General features: G+C 63.9%; 18 protein-coding genes. 7 read left to right on the plus strand and 11 right to left on the minus strand.

Annotation, left to right across the window (positions count from 1 at the left end):
- Positions 1 to 146: 146 nt before the first annotated feature.
- The 5 genes from QMX82_RS00960 to pnuC form a co-directional block, all read right to left on the minus strand.
- Positions 147 to 452, minus strand: a complete 306-nt coding sequence (locus QMX82_RS00960) for a putative quinol monooxygenase (RefSeq protein WP_208691307.1) — start codon at positions 450 to 452, stop codon at positions 147 to 149.
- Between the two features lie 64 nt (positions 453 to 516).
- Positions 517 to 1,065: a GTP cyclohydrolase I FolE gene (gene folE / locus QMX82_RS00965; RefSeq protein ID WP_208691306.1), complete on the minus strand. Its 549-nt coding sequence runs from the start codon at positions 1,063 to 1,065 to the stop codon at positions 517 to 519.
- Between the two features lie 63 nt (positions 1,066 to 1,128).
- The gene (locus QMX82_RS00970; protein WP_282280878.1) at positions 1,129 to 1,683 is read right to left on the minus strand and encodes a Smr/MutS family protein; all 555 of its coding nucleotides are present in this window, start codon (positions 1,681 to 1,683) and stop codon (positions 1,129 to 1,131) included.
- Between the two features lie 37 nt (positions 1,684 to 1,720).
- Positions 1,721 to 2,248: an AAA family ATPase gene (locus tag QMX82_RS00975; RefSeq protein ID WP_282280879.1), complete on the minus strand. Its 528-nt coding sequence runs from the start codon at positions 2,246 to 2,248 to the stop codon at positions 1,721 to 1,723.
- Positions 2,245 to 2,808, minus strand: coding sequence for a nicotinamide riboside transporter PnuC (pnuC, locus tag QMX82_RS00980; RefSeq protein ID WP_208694974.1), 564 nt, complete (start codon positions 2,806 to 2,808; stop codon positions 2,245 to 2,247). Before pnuC ends, QMX82_RS00975 begins: the two co-directional genes overlap by 4 nt.
- Before the next feature lie 266 nt (positions 2,809 to 3,074).
- On the opposite strand from pnuC, the gene QMX82_RS00985 reads away from it, so the two are divergent.
- The 3 genes from QMX82_RS00985 (at position 3,075) to QMX82_RS00995 (ending at position 6,279) form a co-directional block, all read left to right on the plus strand.
- Positions 3,075 to 3,911: an undecaprenyl-diphosphate phosphatase gene (locus QMX82_RS00985; protein ID WP_158896727.1), complete on the plus strand. Its 837-nt coding sequence runs from the start codon at positions 3,075 to 3,077 to the stop codon at positions 3,909 to 3,911.
- On the plus strand, positions 3,908 to 4,408 hold the full coding sequence (locus tag QMX82_RS00990) for a DUF1294 domain-containing protein (RefSeq protein ID WP_282280880.1): 501 nt from the start codon (positions 3,908 to 3,910) through the stop codon (positions 4,406 to 4,408). The genes QMX82_RS00985 and QMX82_RS00990 overlap by 4 nt, the downstream gene beginning before the upstream one ends.
- 77 nt (positions 4,409 to 4,485) lie before the next feature.
- A complete protein-coding gene (locus tag QMX82_RS00995; RefSeq protein ID WP_442969363.1) occupies positions 4,486 to 6,279 on the plus strand; it encodes a gamma-glutamyltransferase family protein in 1,794 nt (597 codons plus the stop codon).
- A gap of 141 nt (positions 6,280 to 6,420) precedes the next feature.
- Here the strand turns inward: QMX82_RS00995 and mqo are convergent, their stop codons facing one another.
- A complete protein-coding gene (gene mqo / locus QMX82_RS01000; protein WP_282280881.1) occupies positions 6,421 to 7,917 on the minus strand; it encodes a malate dehydrogenase (quinone) in 1,497 nt (498 codons plus the stop codon).
- 455 nt (positions 7,918 to 8,372) lie between these two features.
- A complete protein-coding gene (locus tag QMX82_RS01005) occupies positions 8,373 to 9,962 on the minus strand; it encodes an ABC-F family ATPase (RefSeq protein WP_208691301.1) in 1,590 nt (529 codons plus the stop codon).
- Between the two features lie 1,139 nt (positions 9,963 to 11,101).
- Here QMX82_RS01005 and QMX82_RS01010 point away from each other — a divergent pair.
- Positions 11,102 to 11,224 (plus strand): hypothetical protein, encoded by a 123-nt coding sequence (locus tag QMX82_RS01010; RefSeq protein ID WP_282280882.1) that lies wholly within the window; start codon positions 11,102 to 11,104, stop codon positions 11,222 to 11,224.
- A 117-nt stretch (positions 11,225 to 11,341) separates the two neighbouring features.
- Here the strand turns inward: QMX82_RS01010 and QMX82_RS01015 are convergent, their stop codons facing one another.
- The gene (locus tag QMX82_RS01015; RefSeq protein ID WP_282280883.1) at positions 11,342 to 11,575 is read right to left on the minus strand and encodes a hypothetical protein; all 234 of its coding nucleotides are present in this window, start codon (positions 11,573 to 11,575) and stop codon (positions 11,342 to 11,344) included.
- A gap of 159 nt (positions 11,576 to 11,734) precedes the next feature.
- On the opposite strand from QMX82_RS01015, the gene QMX82_RS01020 reads away from it, so the two are divergent.
- Entirely contained in the window at positions 11,735 to 11,995 is a 261-nt protein-coding gene (locus tag QMX82_RS01020) for a hypothetical protein (protein ID WP_282280884.1), read from the plus strand.
- 272 nt (positions 11,996 to 12,267) lie between these two features.
- Here the strand turns inward: QMX82_RS01020 and QMX82_RS01025 are convergent, their stop codons facing one another.
- A complete protein-coding gene (locus tag QMX82_RS01025) occupies positions 12,268 to 12,666 on the minus strand; it encodes a response regulator (protein ID WP_282280885.1) in 399 nt (132 codons plus the stop codon).
- A 250-nt stretch (positions 12,667 to 12,916) separates the two neighbouring features.
- Between QMX82_RS01025 and QMX82_RS01030 the strand changes: the two genes are divergently transcribed.
- Entirely contained in the window at positions 12,917 to 13,111 is a 195-nt protein-coding gene (locus QMX82_RS01030; protein WP_208695059.1) for a hypothetical protein, read from the plus strand.
- Between the two features lie 80 nt (positions 13,112 to 13,191).
- Here the strand turns inward: QMX82_RS01030 and QMX82_RS01035 are convergent, their stop codons facing one another.
- The gene (locus QMX82_RS01035) at positions 13,192 to 14,400 is read right to left on the minus strand and encodes an MFS transporter (protein ID WP_282280886.1); all 1,209 of its coding nucleotides are present in this window, start codon (positions 14,398 to 14,400) and stop codon (positions 13,192 to 13,194) included.
- Positions 14,397 to 15,605 (minus strand): MFS transporter, encoded by a 1,209-nt coding sequence (locus QMX82_RS01040; RefSeq protein WP_282280887.1) that lies wholly within the window; start codon positions 15,603 to 15,605, stop codon positions 14,397 to 14,399. The genes QMX82_RS01035 and QMX82_RS01040 overlap by 4 nt, the downstream gene beginning before the upstream one ends.
- A gap of 64 nt (positions 15,606 to 15,669) precedes the next feature.
- On the opposite strand from QMX82_RS01040, the gene QMX82_RS01045 reads away from it, so the two are divergent.
- On the plus strand, positions 15,670 to 16,143 hold the full coding sequence (locus QMX82_RS01045; RefSeq protein ID WP_282280888.1) for a DUF192 domain-containing protein: 474 nt from the start codon (positions 15,670 to 15,672) through the stop codon (positions 16,141 to 16,143).
- The last annotated feature ends 176 nt before the right edge of the window (positions 16,144 to 16,319 follow it).

The raw sequence follows: 16,319 nt of genomic DNA on the forward strand, positions 1-16,319 counted from the left end.
GGGTTAAAAAGCTAAAACCGTGTGGGGGGGGGGGGGGCCCCCCCCCACCCCCAACAGCTCCTGCCTTGGCACCGGTCGTGTTGGGCTTCGACGAGGGAGCCGTCTCAGCCCAACCTATGCTTTATCGCAACCCTGACAGCCTCTCGTCAGAGCTCAGCCGTAGGCGTTTTGGGCGCCAGCGGATACAGATCCATTTCGTCCGCCAGCTTGGGCAGCTCGTCCAGAAAGGCGAGGGTGTGTGGCTGGTTGAAGTGGTCGTCCTGGGCGGCGAGCGAGATCCAGCGGGCCTGGACCACCCAGATATCGCCGTCCTCGCTGCCCTGGAATACCCGATAGTCCAGGCACCCCTCGTCCCGTACCGCCACAGCGGCCAGATCCAGCAGGTGGGCGCCCAGCGCCTGGGTGCGTTCGGGTTGGGCTCTGAACAGGGTAAGGCTGTGGACGTCCGCCATGGCGTGCAGGTCTCCCGGAGATTCGAGGTTTCGACCCTACGAAATGACGGACGTCGCGGCCGACTCAGCGACTGATCAGGCTGAGGAATTCGGCGCGGGTGGCATCGCTGGCGCGGAACTGGCCCAGCATCACCGAGGTGACCATGGAGGAATTCTGCTTCTCCACGCCACGCATCATCATGCACATGTGCTGCGCCTCGATGACCACCGCGACGCCGGCCGCGCCCGTGACCTTCTCGATGGCTTCGGCGATCTGCCGGGTCATGTTTTCCTGGATCTGCAGTCGGCGGGCGAACATGTCGACGATGCGTGCCACCTTGGACAGCCCCAGCACCTTGCCCTTGGGCATGTAGGCGACATGGGCCTTGCCGATGAAGGGCAGCATGTGGTGCTCGCACAGGGAGTAAAGCTCGATGTTCTTGACCAGCACCATCTCGCTGTTGTCCGAGGTGAAGAGCGCCTCGCCCACCACCTCTTCCAGCGTCTGGGTGTAGCCACGGCAGAGGTACTGCATGGCCTTGGCCGCGCGCTTGGGCGTGTCCACCAGCCCCTCCCGGCCGATGTCTTCGCCGAGTCCGGTCAGGATCGAGGAGTAGTGCTGTTCGAGAGACATTTGGGTTCCTGTTTGTCGATAAGGAGGTTGGCGCTCGGATGAGACGTCACCCGAGTCGCGGAGTCACTCGTCGCGACCTTCGAGCATGGTGCGCTTGAGCAAGACATAAAGCGAGCCGGTCCCGCCGTGGCGGGGCAGGCAGGAGGTGAAGCCCAGCACCTTGGCGTGCTGGCGCAACCAGGTGTTGACGTGACTCTTGATCAGCGGTCGGCGCCCATCCAGGCGCGCGGCCTTGCCATGGGTGATGCGCACGCAGCGGATTTCCAGGCGGGTGGCCTCGGCGAGAAAGTCCCAGAGGGTCTCCCGGGCTCTTTCCACGGTCATGCCATGCAGGTCCAGGCTGCCCTCGAAAGGGATCTGGCCGCTCTTGAGGCGCTTCAACTGGGTGTCCTGGACACCATCGCGGCCCCAGTAGAGTTCGTCTTCGGCGCCTACATCGATGACGAAGGCATCGCTCAGGCCATCCACCCGGGTCGTGGTCGAGGTCTTGGTCGCATCGGCCCGGCGCTGGGCGATCTGGCCCAGGTCGGCGCGCGACTTGCCGGTGTCGGCGCGATCCTGCCTGAGCGGACGGATCCCGCGGGTGAAGTCAGCGAAAGAGGCATCGTCGTCGTGCATGGCGTTCTCCGGTGTAGGACGTCATTCTACCGACGGGTCAGGACTCGTGCAGCAAGCGGCTCACCGCGGCCAGCGCGGCGCGTTGCCGCTCGGGCCAGTCGCCGGCGATTTCCAGCACCGGTTGGCCACGGGTCTGCAGCCAGTCCCGGCAGTGGGCGAAGAATGCCAGGCGCTCGGCGAGCTCCGGCTGGCAGCGCTGGCCGTCGTCCTGCCAGGCGACATCGCGCGGGTCGAGCAGCAGGTGCAGGTCATAGCGGCGGGCCAGCAGCGCCGGCTCCAGCCAGGCGGGCGCGGCATCGAACAGCAGACGACTCCACAGCAGGTTGCTCAGCAGATGGGTGTCCAGCAGCAGCAAGGCCGGCGCACGGGCCCGCGCCTGGTCTTCGCGACGCAATTGCTCGCGGGCGATGAGCTCCACATCCGCCAGGCTGGTGTCGGTGCCGTGCTCCGCGCAGTATTCGCGAACGTACTCATCGACCCGGACACCGCCGAATCTCTCGCTCAGGAGCGTCGCCAGCCAGGATTTGCCACTGGATTCGGGACCGGTCAGCACCACGACCTTCATCGCGCGGTCGCCAGGGTGCGACGCCAATCCAGCCAGCCATAGGCGGCGAGGCCGACGAAGACCGCATAGAGGATCGCGGTGGGGTAGAGGCCCTTGTAATAGAAGAGGCCCACATATATGACGTCCAGCACGAACCACAACACCCAGCATTGCAGCCGCTTCTGCGCCATCCAGAACTGCGCGACCAGGCTGAAGCCGGTGAGCGCCGCATCCAGCCAGGGCAGGGCGGCATCGGTGTGGGTACCCATGAAATAGCCGAGGGCAAGGCTACCCAGGGCGCCGACGCCAAGACCGGCCAGCAACGGCCTCGCCGCGAGCGAGCTGACCACCCGGCCCTGGTGCTGCTGGCCACCCCTCAGCCATTGCCACCAGCCATAGAGTTGCAGCACCGCATAGATGCACTGCAGCAGCATGTCGGAATACAGCTTCACGTCCAGGAAGATCCAGGCGTAGAGCACCACCATCACCAGCCCGATGGGCCAGGCCCAGATGTTCTGGCGGACCGTCAGCCAGACGGCGATCACCCCGAGAACGGCGGCCAGCAGCTCCACGGGCGACATGCCCAGCAGGGTGGTGAGGGACTCCAGAAACGACATGCTTCACATCCGGAAAGATTGAATTTGTCATTGTACGGCACCTAATGGCCGTCTATCGGTCTCTTCAACCGGTCTCGCTCTGGTAAGGTGCCGGGCGCTGACTTCAGCACATGCTGTCTTGGGTACCGCGAAGGGCCACGCCCTGCGGAGCGTCACGGTTCGAACCCCGTTGCCGCCGGAGCCTGCAGCTCCGGCTACCTGCAAATGTTTCACTTGGATGGAGTAATACCATGGACCTATGGAGTGCCTTGCAGGCGCTGATTCTGGGGATCGTCGAGGGCATCACCGAGTTTCTGCCGGTTTCCAGTACCGGCCACCAGATCGTGGTGGCGGATCTGATCGGTTTTCGCGGCGATACCGTCATTGCCTTCAACATCGTGATTCAGTTGGCGGCCATCCTGGCCGTGGTCTGGGAGTACCGCTTCAAGGTCTTCGAGATCGTCACCGACCTGCCGCGCAAGTCCTATGCGCAGCGCTTCACCGGCAATCTGATCGTCGCCTTCCTGCCCGCTGCGGTGCTGGGCGTGATCCTCGGTGATCTGATCCACGAATATCTGTTCAACCCCATTACCGTGGCCTTCGCCCTGGTGATCGGCGGCGTGATCATGATCTGGGCGGAAAAGCGCAAGCATCGCATCCGTGTGGAAGAGGTGGACGACATGCGCTGGCATGACGCCCTCAAGGTCGGCTGCGCCCAGTGCCTGGCGATGATTCCGGGCACCTCGCGCTCCGGTTCCACCATCATCGGCGGCCTGCTGTTCGGCCTGTCGCGCAAGGCGGCCACCGAGTTCTCCTTCTTCCTGGCCATGCCGACCATGGTGGGTGCGACCGTCTACTCGGTCTACAAGTACCGCCACATGTTCGTTCCCAGCGATGCGATGATCTTCGCGGTCGGCTTCGTCACCTCCTTCATCTTCGCCATGCTGGCGGTGAAGGCGCTGCTGAAATTCATCGGCAACCACAGCTATGTGGTCTTCGGCTGGTACCGCATCGTCTTCGGACTGCTGATCCTGGCCACCTGGCAATTCGGCTGGATCGACTGGCACGCGGCCAAGGCGGCCGGGTGAAACCCGAGCAGGAACAGCAGAGCCGGCGCAAGCCGGCTCGTGCTTCTACGCAGAACGCTTCCCCCAAGGCCGCCAAGCGGGCAGGGTCGCTGACGCCCTATCAGCAACGCGCGGCCATCGCCCGCCAGGACATGCTGGCGCTGTTGCAGATCGCGGTCTTCATCCTGCCCTTGGTGGGCATGCTGTCCTTGGCCTTCGGCCGCGGGGTGCTCTGGCCATTGCCGCTCTATCTGATCGCGAGCATCGTTACCTACCAGCTCTACAAGCACGACAAGCAGCGCGCCCGCGACAAGGGCTGGCGCGTGTCGGAGCGCATGCTGCACCTGGGCGAATTGCTCGGCGGCTGGCCGGGCGCCCTGATCGCCCAGCAGCGATTCCGCCACAAGACGGTCAAGCTGAGCTTTCGGCTGGTGTTCTTCGCCATCGTCGCCCTGCACCAGCTGCTCTGGCTGGATGTGCTCTGCGGCGGCTTTCTGCATCATCGCCTGCCGCTCTAGGGCAGGCGCGGCGGCGCAGGGCCGGATGATGGGCTAGGCTTGGCGGGCGAAAGCCCCCGTTGCCCAGGAGCCCCACGTTGCGAACCCCCTTGTCGATCCTTACGCCTCTTTTCCTGTCCCTGACCCTGGCTGCCTGTAGCCACAGCCGCGAGACCTCCTTGCCCACGGCCCCCGAGGCCGGTTCCGGTTACCGCCCTGGGTTGACGGCCAGTGCAGCCACCCGGCAGATGGCAGCAGCGGCCAATCCCCTGGCCGCCGAGGCAGGGCGGGAAATCCTGCGCCAGGGTGGCTCGGCCATCGATGCCGCCATCGCCATGCAGGCGGTCCTGACCCTGGTCGAGCCGCAATCCTCGGGGATTGGCGGCGGCGCCTTCCTGCTCTACTGGGACGGTCGCAAGGTCCAGGCCTACGATGGTCGCGAGACCGCGCCGGCGGGGGCCACGGAAAGGCTCTTCCTGCATGCGGACGGCAGCCCCATGGCCTTCGAGGAGGCGCGTATCGGCGGCCGTTCGGTTGGGGTGCCCGGGGTCTTGCGCGCGCTGGAGCTGGCGCATCGCGACCACGGCAAGCTGGCCTGGCAGGTGCTGTTCGAGCCGGCGATCCGCCTGGCCCGCGAAGGTTTCCCATTGTCGCCGCGATTGCATAACCAGCTTGTGCACGATCCCTTCCTCAAGCAGTCGCCCGGCATGGCCGGGCTCTACCTGGATGCCCAGGGCCAGGTGAAGCCGGTGGGTACCCGGCTGCGTAACCCCGAGCTGGCCGAGACCCTGGCGCTGATTGCCCGGGAAGGCGCCGGAGCGCTCTATCGTGGCGACCTGGCCGAGGCCATCGCCACGGCCGTGCAGCAAAGCCCCAATCCCGGCAGCCTGAGTCTCCAGGATCTGGCTGGCTATCGCGCCAGGATTCGTACGCCGCTGTGCACCGACTACCAGCGCTGGCGCGTCTGCGGCATGCCGCCGCCCGCCGGTGGCATCACCGTGGCCCAGACCCTGGGCATCCTCCAGGCCCTGGAAGCCCGTGATCCGGCCTGGGCCCTGGCGCCGCTGCGGCCGGTGCCGACCGCGCTGCCGGCGGCCTGGGAGCCACGTCCCGAAGCCGTGCATCTGATCGCCGAGGCCGAGCGCCTGGCCTATGCCGATCGCGCCCAGTACGTGGCCGATCCGGAGCTGGTGCCGGTCAACGTCAAGGGCCTGCTCGACCCGGGTTATCTGGCCAGTCGTGCCCAGCAGGTCGGCGAGCGAAGTACGGGCAAGGCAGCGCCCGGTGTTCCGCCCGGACCGACCCTGGCCTGGGCGCCGGATCGCTCGCCGCTGCGCATCTCAACCTCGCAGGTGGTGGCCGCGGACGCCTGGGGCAGCGCCCTGTCCATGACCACCACGGTGGAGAGCTACTTCGGCTCCCATCTGATGGTGAAGGGCTTCATGCTCAACAATCAGCTGACGGACTTTTCCTTCGTGCCGCGTGAGAAGGGGCTGCCGGTGGCCAACCGGGTGGAGCCGGGCAAGCGGCCGCGCTCGACCATGTCGCCGACCCTGGTATTCGATCGCCAGAGCAATAAGCTGCTGGCGGCCCTTGGTTCGCCGGGCGGTTCACAGATCGCCGGCTATGTGGTCAAGACCCTGGTCGGCCTGCTGGACTGGCAGCTGGATCCCCAGGCGGCTGCGGGGCTGCCGAATTTCGGCAGCCGCAACGGCCCCACCGAGCTGGAGCGCGGCGAGACCACCCCGGCCCTGCGCCAGGCGCTGGAGCAGCGTGGGCATCAGGTGCGCGAGGATGAGATGACCAGTGGCATCCAGGTCATTCGCCGAGTCGGATCAGGCTGGCTGGGTGGTGCGGACCCACGGCGGGAGGGGGCGGCGCTGGGGGATTAGGCGGAGGCCTGGAGGATAAAGACTCCCTCACCCCAGCCTTTTCCCGGGGGAGAGAGGGCGTTTGGAGGGGGTGGGGAGTTTCGAAGCAGATCTGCAGGAAAGAAGACGCCGGACCGGGTGACCGGTCCGGCGTCTGCGGCATCACGCCGGCTGGTCGAGTTGCAGCACGCGGGTGGTGCGCTCGCGCACTTCGCGCAGCAGCTCCGGTTCTTCCGCCAGCTTGTGGCCGAAGGCCGGGAACATGGTGCGCAGCTTGGCCTGCCACGCTTCGCTCTGATAACGGCTGGGGAAGCAGCGTTCGACCAGGGTCAGCATTATGGACACCGAGGTGGAAGCGCCTGGGGAGGCACCTAGCAGGGCAGCGATGGTGCCGTCACCGGAGGCGACGATCTCGGTGCCGAACTGCAGCACGCCGCCTTTCTGCGGATCCTTCTTGATGATCTGCACCCGCTGGCCCGCCACTTCCAGGCGCCAGTCCTGCTTGCGCACGGCCGGGTAGAAGGCGCGCAATTCCTCGACGCGCTGGTCGAAGGACTGCAGCACCTGGCCGACCAGGTAGCGGGTCAGCGGCATGTTGTCCCGCGCCACGGCGAGCATGGGGCCGATGTTGCCCGACTTGATCGACTTGGGCAGGTCGAGGAAGGAGCCACGCTTGAGAAACTTGGTGGTGAAGCCGGCGAAGGGTCCGAACAGCAGCGACTTCTTGCCATCCACCACCCGGGTGTCCAGGTGCGGGACCGACATCGGCGGCGAATTGACCCCGGCCAGGCCGTAGACCTTGGCCTGGTGGCGCTCGACGATGTGCGGATCGTCGCAGCGCAGCCACTGGCCGCTCACCGGGAAACCGCCATAGCCGGCGCCCTCGGGAATGCCCGACTTCTGCAGCAGCGGCAGGGCCGCGCCACCGGCGCCGAGAAAGACGAACTTGGCGATCAGCGTCCGGGTGGCACCGGAACGACTGTCCTCGATGGTCAGGCGCCAGCGCTGGTCGGCCTCGCGGGTCAGGTCCACCACCTTCTGGTTGTAACGGACCTGGGTGCCGGGGCGGGTCTGCAGGTGACCCAGCAGGCTCATGGTCAGGGCGCCGAAGTTGACATCGGTACCCCCGGCCACATGGGTCGCGGCCACGGCTTCGGTGGCCGGCCGGCCTTCCATCACCAGCGGCATCCACTCGCGCAGCTTGGCGTGATCCTCGGAATACTCCATGCCGTCGAAGCAGGCGTGGTCCTTGAGGGCTTCATAGCGCTTGCGCAGGAAGGCGATGTCCTTGGCGCCATGCACGAAGGACATGTGCGGCACCGGGCTGATGAAGGCGCGCGGCGAGCCGAAGTGGCCTTCTTCCACCAGATAGGACCAGAACTGCCTGGAAGCCTCGAACATGCCGTTGATGCTGAGGGCCTTGGTGATGTCGATGCTGCCGTCCGCCTTTTCGGGCGTGTAGTTCAACTCGCAGAGGGCCGCATGGCCGGTTCCAGCGTTGTTCCAGGGGTTGGAACTCTCCGCCGCGCCTACGTCGAGCAGTTCGAGTACCTCGACGGTACTCGTGGGCTCCAGCTCCTTGAGCATGACCGCCAGGGTCGCGCTCATGATTCCCGCGCCGACGAAAACGAAATCCGACTCTTCGTTACCACTGTGCATTCATCGTACTCCTGAGACAGTGTCTCGCTTTACACCTGAGGGAGAGCGGGCGTCGGAGCCCGACCTCGAGTTGGGCAACCCCGGGCTGGCCGCGAACGGACGGGCAGGGGTGGGCAACCGGTAGGGCATGGCAGTCAGTTGCGACAGCGGCCGTCCGGCAATGTTCTGATTTATTGGGTTGCAGCCAAGCGTCCTGGGAGACCGGGTGCGGCCGCTGCCAGGCGGGGAGATCAGGATGCGACAGGGAGCCCGTCGAGCGTGCCGGAAGGGGGCGCTACGTGTTACGAGACGTGGCAGGAGACCCCTGGTCTCCCGGCGCAAACGATAGGTAATGATCGCGGCGATCCTGGTCGAGTACCCGTTTCGGTGCGAAATGATACCTAGGGTAACTGCTTAGGGCACCATCTATTTTGTTCGTGTAGTGGGTTGCGATACCCACTACACGAACCCTGGGGTCAGCCGTTGATGCCCTGGCTACGCAGGTAGTCGTCGTAGCTGCCGCTGAAATCGACCACGCCGGTCTCGCTCAGGTCGAGGATGCGAGTCGCCAGGGACGAGACGAATTCGCGGTCGTGGCTGACGAAGATCAGGGTGCCCGGATAGTTTTCCAGCGCCAGGTTCAGCGCCTCGATGGATTCCATGTCCAGGTGGTTGGTGGGCTCGTCCATCACCAGTACGTTGGGCTTCTTCAGGATCAGCTTGCCGAACAGCATGCGGCCCTGCTCACCCCCGGAGATGACCTTGATCGACTTCTGGATGTCGTCGCTGGAGAACAGCATGCGGCCCAGGGTGCCGCGTACCATCTGCTCGCCCCCCTGCGTCCATTGGCCCATCCACTCGAACAGGGTGGCATCGTCGGCGAAGTCCTCGGCGTGGTCCTGGGCGAAATAGCCGACATCAGCGCTGTCGGTCCACTTCACTTCACCGCTCTGAGGGGCCATCTCGCCCACCAGGGTGCGCAGCAGGGTGGTCTTGCCAATGCCGTTGGGGCCGATGATGGCGACCCGCTCGCCGGCTTCGATCTGCAGGCCCAGGCGCTTGAACAGCGGGGTGCCGTCGAAGCCCTGGGTGACATTTTCCAGGGTCACCGCCTGGCGGTGCAGCTTCTTGTTCTGCTCGAAGCGGATGAAGGGGCTGACGCGGCTGGACGGCTTGACCTCGTCCAGCTGGATCTTGTCGATCTGGCGCGCCCGGCTGGTGGCCTGCTTGGCCTTGGAAGCGTTGGCCGAGAAGCGGCTGACGAACTGCTGCAGTTCGGCGATCTGGGCTTTCTTCTTGGCGTTGTCCGACAGCAGGCGCTCGCGTGCCTGGGTGGCGGCGGTCATGTACTCGTCGTAGTTGCCCGGGAACAGGCGCAGTTCGCCGTAATCCAGGTCGGCCATGTGGGTGCAGACGCTGTTCAGGAAGTGACGATCGTGGGAAATGATGATCATGGTGCTGTTGCGAGCGACCAGGATGCCTTCCAGCCAGCGGATGGTGTTGATGTCCAGGTGGTTGGTCGGTTCGTCGAGCAGCAGCAGTTCCGGATCGGAGAAGAGGGCCTGGGCCAGCAGCACGCGCAGCTTCCAGCCAGGGGCGACGGCGCTCATGGGGCCGAAATGCTGATCCTGGGGGATGCCCAGGCCGAGCAGCAGCTCGCCGGCACGGGCTTCGGCGGTGTAGCCGTCGAATTCGGCGAACTGCACCTCCAGTTCGGCCACGGCCATGCCGTCGTCTTCGCTCATTTCTGGCAGCGAATAGATGCGATCGCGCTCGGCCTTGACCTTGGCCAGCTCGGCGTGACCCATGATCACGGTATCGATGACCGTGCAGTCCTCGTAGGCGAACTGATCCTGGCGCAGCTTGCCCAGGCGCACGTTGGGTTCGAGCATCACCTGGCCGCCGGTGGGTTCTAGATCGCCCCCGAGAATCTTCATGAAGGTGGACTTGCCGCAACCGTTGGCGCCGATCAGGCCATAGCGATGGCCGTTGCCGAATTTGACGGACACGTTCTCGAACAGCGGCTTGGCGCCAAACTGCATGGTGATGTTAGCGGTGGAGATCAAGGGGGTACCTATCAGGGACTAAAGGCGTCGCCGGAACTGACGGTACCGATTCGATACCGACACCGAGCTTGGCAATCTTGCTCAGAACTGAACCTGGCCGACTCAGCGAGCGTAGGTGGAAAGGAAAAATCTGGAGGAGGGTTTCCAGCTGTAGGCCATGAAGCCGATGCTCATGCCGGACATTGGGTTCATTGTCGCATAGGTCCGCCAGTGGTGATAAGGCCGCTGTCGGGGCGACAGGGCTGCTACGACTCGCAATAGCGCCAGCGGTGTTCGGACCGCCGGTGATGATGGCCACGGAACGGCAATCGCCAGGACCCTGCTCATGGTGCACTGATGTCGCCATCCCAGGAGCAGGATATGTCCGAGCAAACGAAAAGCCGAATAGATGCTGGATCACCGCGGGAGGAGTTGCCGCCCACGCTGGAAGAAATCCAGGCATTGGAATGCTGAGTTGCGGCTGCAGAAGATGGCGAAGGAAGGTCAGCGGGCGCTGTCGCAGCGGTCGGCTCAGCGCTGAAAGGAATGGAAAGCCGGCGCCTTGAGCCCGGGACCGTCGGTAATAGTGGCCACTGAACAGGTAACCCCCGTGGCGCCTCTAACCCAGTGAGGCCAATATTGGTCTCACTGTGAGGTGACCCATGATCACAACCACCAGTCATTGGCAAAGATTCAGTTCGCCCCAGGCTCCCGGAATGATCGCGAGGGCGATGTTCGGGATCGATGCCCAGCTCGCCGCGGCGCAAGGTGGGCAGGCGACAGAGCCTGCTCCGGCTGAGCCATTGAAACCCGATGACACCAATGTCGCTGAACCATCTGTCCCCGCGCCCGACGATCCGTCAGCGCCCGAGCCTGGTGAAGCCGATGACCAGGAGCCAGCGTCCCGGTAGCCCCTAGCTGAGCCGTGAAAGAGCCCAGCCTGAATGCTGGGCTCTTTCACGAACAGCGGTGGTAAGGGAGCGCCGCTGACGAGCGCGGCGGATCGCGATAGGCGCTGATAGGTAAACTGGCTAGGCTCGCCTCGACGGGCTCCTTCCGGTTCAGACAGACGCGTCTTTGGGGCCTGGTCTCCAGGCATGAAAAGCCAGTGTTCTTCAGGTTTATGTCAGGGGGCTTGGCTACTCTCCAGATTCATCAAGATGTCCCTTTCCATCAACGATATAGGGTTGGCTCTTCCGAAAATCGTAGGGCAACAACTTCTGCTGGGTGATGCAATCGGCAATATTGAAAACAATCGCTGTGCTGGAAGTGCGAAATACTGATCAAACTTTCGGTTTTATATGAGGCGAGGCGGTTAATAGGCAAGACCTCCTTTCAAAGAGATTGCCGCGCATAAGCGAATGTCGAGGAGCGGCTTATGAAAAATGATCGCCGCTTCGCTATTCCTTACCCGGGTTTTCCTTGAGATCAAGTAAAAAGCGGAACGCACCTTGAACGGTGGTCTGCCGGTCCTGTATTTCAGCTATGCACAGCGTCAGCATATCCTTGAGCGCTTCTGCGTCAGAGGTGCCAGGGCATTCGTAGATCTGCCGCAACAGCTGATTGATCGCATCTTGTTCGGCGGAGTATTGCTCCAGTAGCAGAAGGCCATGTTTCCGGTCCTGTTCGTTCATTCGACGTTCCCCGCTACATGTTGAACGGGCTACAGAAGCAGCGTTGCGACCGTTAGAAAATAGCCTTAATCCAAGGAGCCGGATGGACGGTCAAGGACAGCATGGAAAGCAGTATGTCAAAAGGATGAAACGTTTCACTGGTTTCACCCCGGGGGCTCCATGAACAGCCTGAAAAAGGCGTTGGAATTGCTGGATCCACCGGTGAAGCATTTCATCGAATACCGGGGTCAAGATGTCTTGTTGACGCTCTTGGATCCCAGAGTGCCAGCAAAGGTGTCTCGCCTTATTGTCAAACGCACGGTGTTGAATGTCGAAGCACTTAATATCATGGTGCTATATGCCGTTAACGAACTTCGCCTGAAAGGCTCCCATTTACCGTTGCAAGCCGATACGGTGCTCATTGGCGGTAAGGCTCCGTAATTCTGGCCAAGCGGCAAATTGCTGGTTGGCCATTACCTTGCAATTCGCTTCTTCTCGATATCGCCGTGTGCGCATACCTGCCATAGCCGCAGTTCTTTCCTTCGTCCCTGGCAGCAGTGAAGGTTGTCAGCCGTAAGGAGGATGTCGCCTTGGCTATCCTCTTCAGCGGCAGCGTTGGAAGGCTCGCGTCTGCCGGGATCTATCTGGGTTACCGTCGCCCGCCGAATTCTGCGTCTGCTCAGCAGACAGCTGCAGGTCCTGTCCACGGTCACTCAAGGCGATGGTAGCGGTACCACCTTCCAGACGGCCTCGGTCAATTGATCCAGTGTCCAGGGTTTATGAAGGAAGGGCACACCGGTGGGAATGTCATCTCTCATCCCGGCATAACCGGACATCAGCACGAAGGGCACTCCGGGCCAGCGTTCACTGACGATTTTCGCCAGCTGGATGCCATCGATCACGCCTGGCATCCGCACGTTGGACACCACCACGTTGACCTGTTGCCAGTGCAGTTCGAGAAACTGCAGGGCGGCATCGGCAGTGCCAAAGGTCTCCACATGGAAGCCTTCCTGTTTTAGGACCTCACGGACCAGCGCTTGCAGCAGCAACTCGTCTTCCGAAACGACCGCGAGCAGATTCGAGGCGTGAGGGGGGAGGGCGTTGGTTTCCATGGATGGCCTTTCCTGGGTGGAGAATCTATTCATTCTAGTCAGGCCTGGACCTTCCGCCTGGCCAATCGCCAGGATCTGCGGCCACACCTGCTGCCAGGCTTGGCGAATTCTGTCCTGGAAGGTCACCAGCCGCTCTGGCGTGCACCAGTCAGTTGCCTGCCATCCGGCGACGTGCGGTAGGGGCCTGGATGAAACATCTGGCCCCGCCGACCTACTAATCTCTGAGACCGACAGGCACAGGAGCCACGGCATGATCCTTTCTCTTTCTCCCGCGCCTGACACCACCTCGCCGCTGGCCCTCTGGCTGGGTGGCGATCAGGCACCGCTCAACGACTCCGACATGGCCGATGAGGAAATCGATACCGAGATCCCCGACGAGGTGGCCGAGAACCTGACCGAGCCCGCCAAGCCCCCGGCGCCGATTCCGGATCCAGGTCCGCTGTAGGCACCACAGGAAGTCGGCAGCCGACAGCTGCTAGGCGAAGCAGCAGCCGTCTGCCGCCTGCCGCTGACCCGGTCAGCCGCTCAGGCTGGCGTGAGGTCGGGACGCTCGCGCAAGGCGCGGCGATAGAGCAGGGCGCTGAGGCCCAGGCCGGCCAGGGCCATGAGGCCGGCGAAGAGGAAGATGGCACTGAAGCCGAAGCCATTGGCGATGGCCCCGGCCAATGGCCCGGTGATGCCCAGCGCCAGGTCCAGACACAGCGAGTAGGCGCCCAGCGCCGCACTGCGATTGGTGGGCGGTACCTTGACGATGGCCTCCACGCCCAGGGCGGGATAGACCAGCGAAAGTCCAAAGCCGGCCATGGCCGCGCCGATCAGCGCCATCTGCGGGGTGACTGCCAGCCAGAGCAGCAGCAGACCCAGGGTCTCGACAGTGAAACAGGCCAGGGCGACGCGAAAGCCACCGAGCTTGTTGATGGTGCCGGCGAACAGCAGCCGCGCACAGATGAAGGCTGCGCCGAAGGCAGTCAGGCAGAAGGCGGCGTTGGGCCAGCCATTGCTCGCATAGTAGAGCGTGACGAAGGTGGCGATGGCGCCGAAGCCGACGGAGCTCAGCAACAGGCAGAGACCGAAGGGACTGATGCGCCAGAACACCTTGTGAAAGGGCAGTCGCTCCCCGGGAATCACCGGTGCCGGTTCCTTGTTCCAGGCCAGGGCCAGGCCCAGGGCGCCCAGTAGCGCGATGGCCACGCCCAGGCTCCACAGGCCCAGGCCGGCGACCATGGCCACGCCCAGTGGCGCGCCGATCGCGAGGGCACCGTAGGCGGCGATGCCATTCCAGGAGATCACCTTGCTCACGTGCTGCATGCCGACGCTGCCCATGCCCCAGCTCAGACAGCCGGTGCCGATCATGGCCTGGGACATGCCCAGGATGACCCTGCCGACGATCAGCAGGCTCAGGCTGAGGCCGGGCAGGCTTTGCAGCGAGGTGGCCAGCAGGGTCAGCACGCCGCAGGCGACGCAACCGAACAGGCCGTAGATCACGCCGCGCTTGGCGCCGATGCTGTCGGCCAGCTTGCCGGCCAGGGGCCGGGTGAACAGGGTGGCGAGGTACTGGATGCTGATCGCCAGACCCGCGATCACCGAGCCGTAGCCGAGATCGTCGTGCACGTAGCCGGGCAGGATCGCCAGCGGCAGGCCGATCGCCAGGAACAGCAAAAAGCTGAAGACGACGATCGAAACGATGCGCAGCGTGATGGCGAGCGAAGTATCGGCAGGGGCGGTCGTGGTCATGGCTGTTCTCGAGAGGACTCGTCGAAACGGCAGAGGAGGCGGACGCTGAGGGCCAGGCCCGCGAGCGCGGCCAGGGCGGCCCAGAGAAAGCTGGCGGCATAGCCGAAGTGCGTGGCCACGGCGCCGATCAGGGGCCCGGTCACTGCCAGCGAAAGGTCGATGAATACTGAATAGCCGGCCAGGGCGGCGCCCCGGTTGGAGGACGGAACTCGCTGCACCGCTTCCACGGCAAGCGCCGGGAACACCAGCGAGAAGCCGATGCCGGTGAGGGCGGCGCCCGCCAGGGCAGTGGTCACGCTGGGCGCCAGCCACAGGATGGCCAGACCCACGGCTTCCACCGCCAGGCTGACGATGGCGACACGAAAGCCGCCGTGGCGGTTGATGGCGTTGGCGCAGACCAGGCGTACACCGATGAAGAAGCCGCCGAACACCGTCAGGCACAGCGCCGCTCCGCTCCAGCCCTGACTGGCGTAATAGAGGGTAATGAAGGTCGCCAGGGTACCGAAGCCGATGCCGCCCAGCGCCAGGCCGAGGCCGAAGGGCAGGACCCGGCCCAGCACGGTGGTGAAGGGCAGGCGTTCGCCGCGCACCGGGACGATGGGCGGACGGGGTTTGGCGATGCGATAGCCCACGGCGGCCAGCCCGATGATGCTGACGCCCATGATCCACAGCCCCAGGGTATCCACCAGCACCACGCCCAGCGGCGCGCCTATGGCCAGGGCGCCGTAGCTGGCCACGCCGTTCCAGGAAATCACCTTGGCGGTGTTGGCCGGGCCGACCCGGCCGATCGCCCAGGAGATGGCACCGGTGCCTGACAGGCTTTCGGCGCAGCCCAGCACCAGTCGGCCGAGCAGAAGGGCGGAGAGGCTGACCCAGGGCCAGGCTTGCAGAAGCACCGAGGCCAGCATCAGCACGCCGCTGAGGCCGCAGCCAAGCATGCCGTAGAGCACCGACTGCTTGGCGCCCACGGTATCGATGATGCGTCCGGCGTGGGAGCGCGAGAACAGGGTTGCCAGGTACTGACTGCTGATTACCAGGCCGGCGATGATGGAGTTGAAGCCCAGCTGGTCATGCACGTACCCCGGCAGCACGGCCAGGGGGATGCCGATGGTAAGGTAGGCGATAAAGGTGAAGAGCACCGTGCCCAGGGTAATGCGGGTGGCCAGAGCGGGTGAGGGTGCGGGCGGTAGGCTGGCGGTCGACATCGGACTCGAGAGGTTGTCTGACAATGTGGGGTAGATTGCTTTCGTCCGGTAAAGGTCACATGCGATGACGTTTTTTGTCCATGCGCGCGAGGAAGCGAAACGAATGCCAGGTCCTGCTTGGGTCGGTTTCCTGCTGTTGGTTGCCATGCCCAGCTGGGCAGCGGAGCGGATCGAATTGCGGATCGGTGAGCAGCGCCTGGCCGTCGAGGTGGCGACCACACCTGCACAACGGGCTCAGGGGCTCATGGGGCGCCCGCCACTGGGCGCCCGCGAAGGGATGCTGTTCGTGTTTGCCGGGGATGACCAACGCTGTCTGTGGATGCGCGATACCCCCAGCGCACTGGCCGCCGCCTTCATCGACAGGAGTGGCAGGATCCTCAATACCGTCGAGATGCAGCCTCTGACCGATACCCATCATTGCTCAAAGGCCCCGGCGCGCTATGCGCTGGAAACCCAGGCCGGCTGGTTTTCCGGGCGCGGGATCAAGCCGGGCGAAGTTGTTCAGGGGCTGCAGACAGTCGCGCCTACTTCCCGGTAGCCCTTCAATGCAGTATGGGATCTGTTTCGATAATAGTGTTTTAAATCAATCGTATGCGTTGATTTTATAATCCTGAGTAGACTTTACTTTTAAGAAGTTACTTTAAGTACTTTAGGCGCTCGACTCAGCAGAAGACCCCTGCGTCTGCAATTCAGCCTGGCGCGCTTGGTACCTGT

Source organism: Pseudomonas sp. PS02302 (genome assembly GCF_029959585.1).
In the GTDB taxonomy this organism is placed as follows: Bacteria; Pseudomonadota; Gammaproteobacteria; order Pseudomonadales; family Pseudomonadaceae; genus Chryseomonas; species Chryseomonas aestiva.

Coding starts and splice junctions, on each gene's coding strand:
- QMX82_RS01020 (WP_282280884.1), top strand. CDS start 11,735: ATGAACAGCCTGAAAAAGGCGTTGGAATTGCTGGATCCACCGGTGAAG.
- folE (WP_208691306.1), bottom strand. CDS start 1,065: ATGTCTCTCGAACAGCACTACTCCTCGATCCTGACCGGACTCGGCGAA.
- QMX82_RS01030 (WP_208695059.1), top strand. CDS start 12,917: ATGATCCTTTCTCTTTCTCCCGCGCCTGACACCACCTCGCCGCTGGCC.
- QMX82_RS01045 (WP_282280888.1), top strand. CDS start 15,670: ATGACGTTTTTTGTCCATGCGCGCGAGGAAGCGAAACGAATGCCAGGT.
- QMX82_RS01040 (WP_282280887.1), bottom strand. CDS start 15,605: ATGTCGACCGCCAGCCTACCGCCCGCACCCTCACCCGCTCTGGCCACC.
- pnuC (WP_208694974.1), bottom strand. CDS start 2,808: ATGTCGCCCGTGGAGCTGCTGGCCGCCGTTCTCGGGGTGATCGCCGTC.
- QMX82_RS00975 (WP_282280879.1), bottom strand. CDS start 2,248: ATGAAGGTCGTGGTGCTGACCGGTCCCGAATCCAGTGGCAAATCCTGG.
- QMX82_RS00985 (WP_158896727.1), top strand. CDS start 3,075: ATGGACCTATGGAGTGCCTTGCAGGCGCTGATTCTGGGGATCGTCGAG.
- QMX82_RS00970 (WP_282280878.1), bottom strand. CDS start 1,683: ATGCACGACGACGATGCCTCTTTCGCTGACTTCACCCGCGGGATCCGT.
- QMX82_RS01015 (WP_282280883.1), bottom strand. CDS start 11,575: ATGAACGAACAGGACCGGAAACATGGCCTTCTGCTACTGGAGCAATAC.
- QMX82_RS01035 (WP_282280886.1), bottom strand. CDS start 14,400: ATGACCACGACCGCCCCTGCCGATACTTCGCTCGCCATCACGCTGCGC.
- QMX82_RS00960 (WP_208691307.1), bottom strand. CDS start 452: ATGGCGGACGTCCACAGCCTTACCCTGTTCAGAGCCCAACCCGAACGC.
- QMX82_RS01010 (WP_282280882.1), top strand. CDS start 11,102: ATGTCCCTTTCCATCAACGATATAGGGTTGGCTCTTCCGAAAATCGTA.
- mqo (WP_282280881.1), bottom strand. CDS start 7,917: ATGCACAGTGGTAACGAAGAGTCGGATTTCGTTTTCGTCGGCGCGGGA.
- QMX82_RS01025 (WP_282280885.1), bottom strand. CDS start 12,666: ATGGAAACCAACGCCCTCCCCCCTCACGCCTCGAATCTGCTCGCGGTC.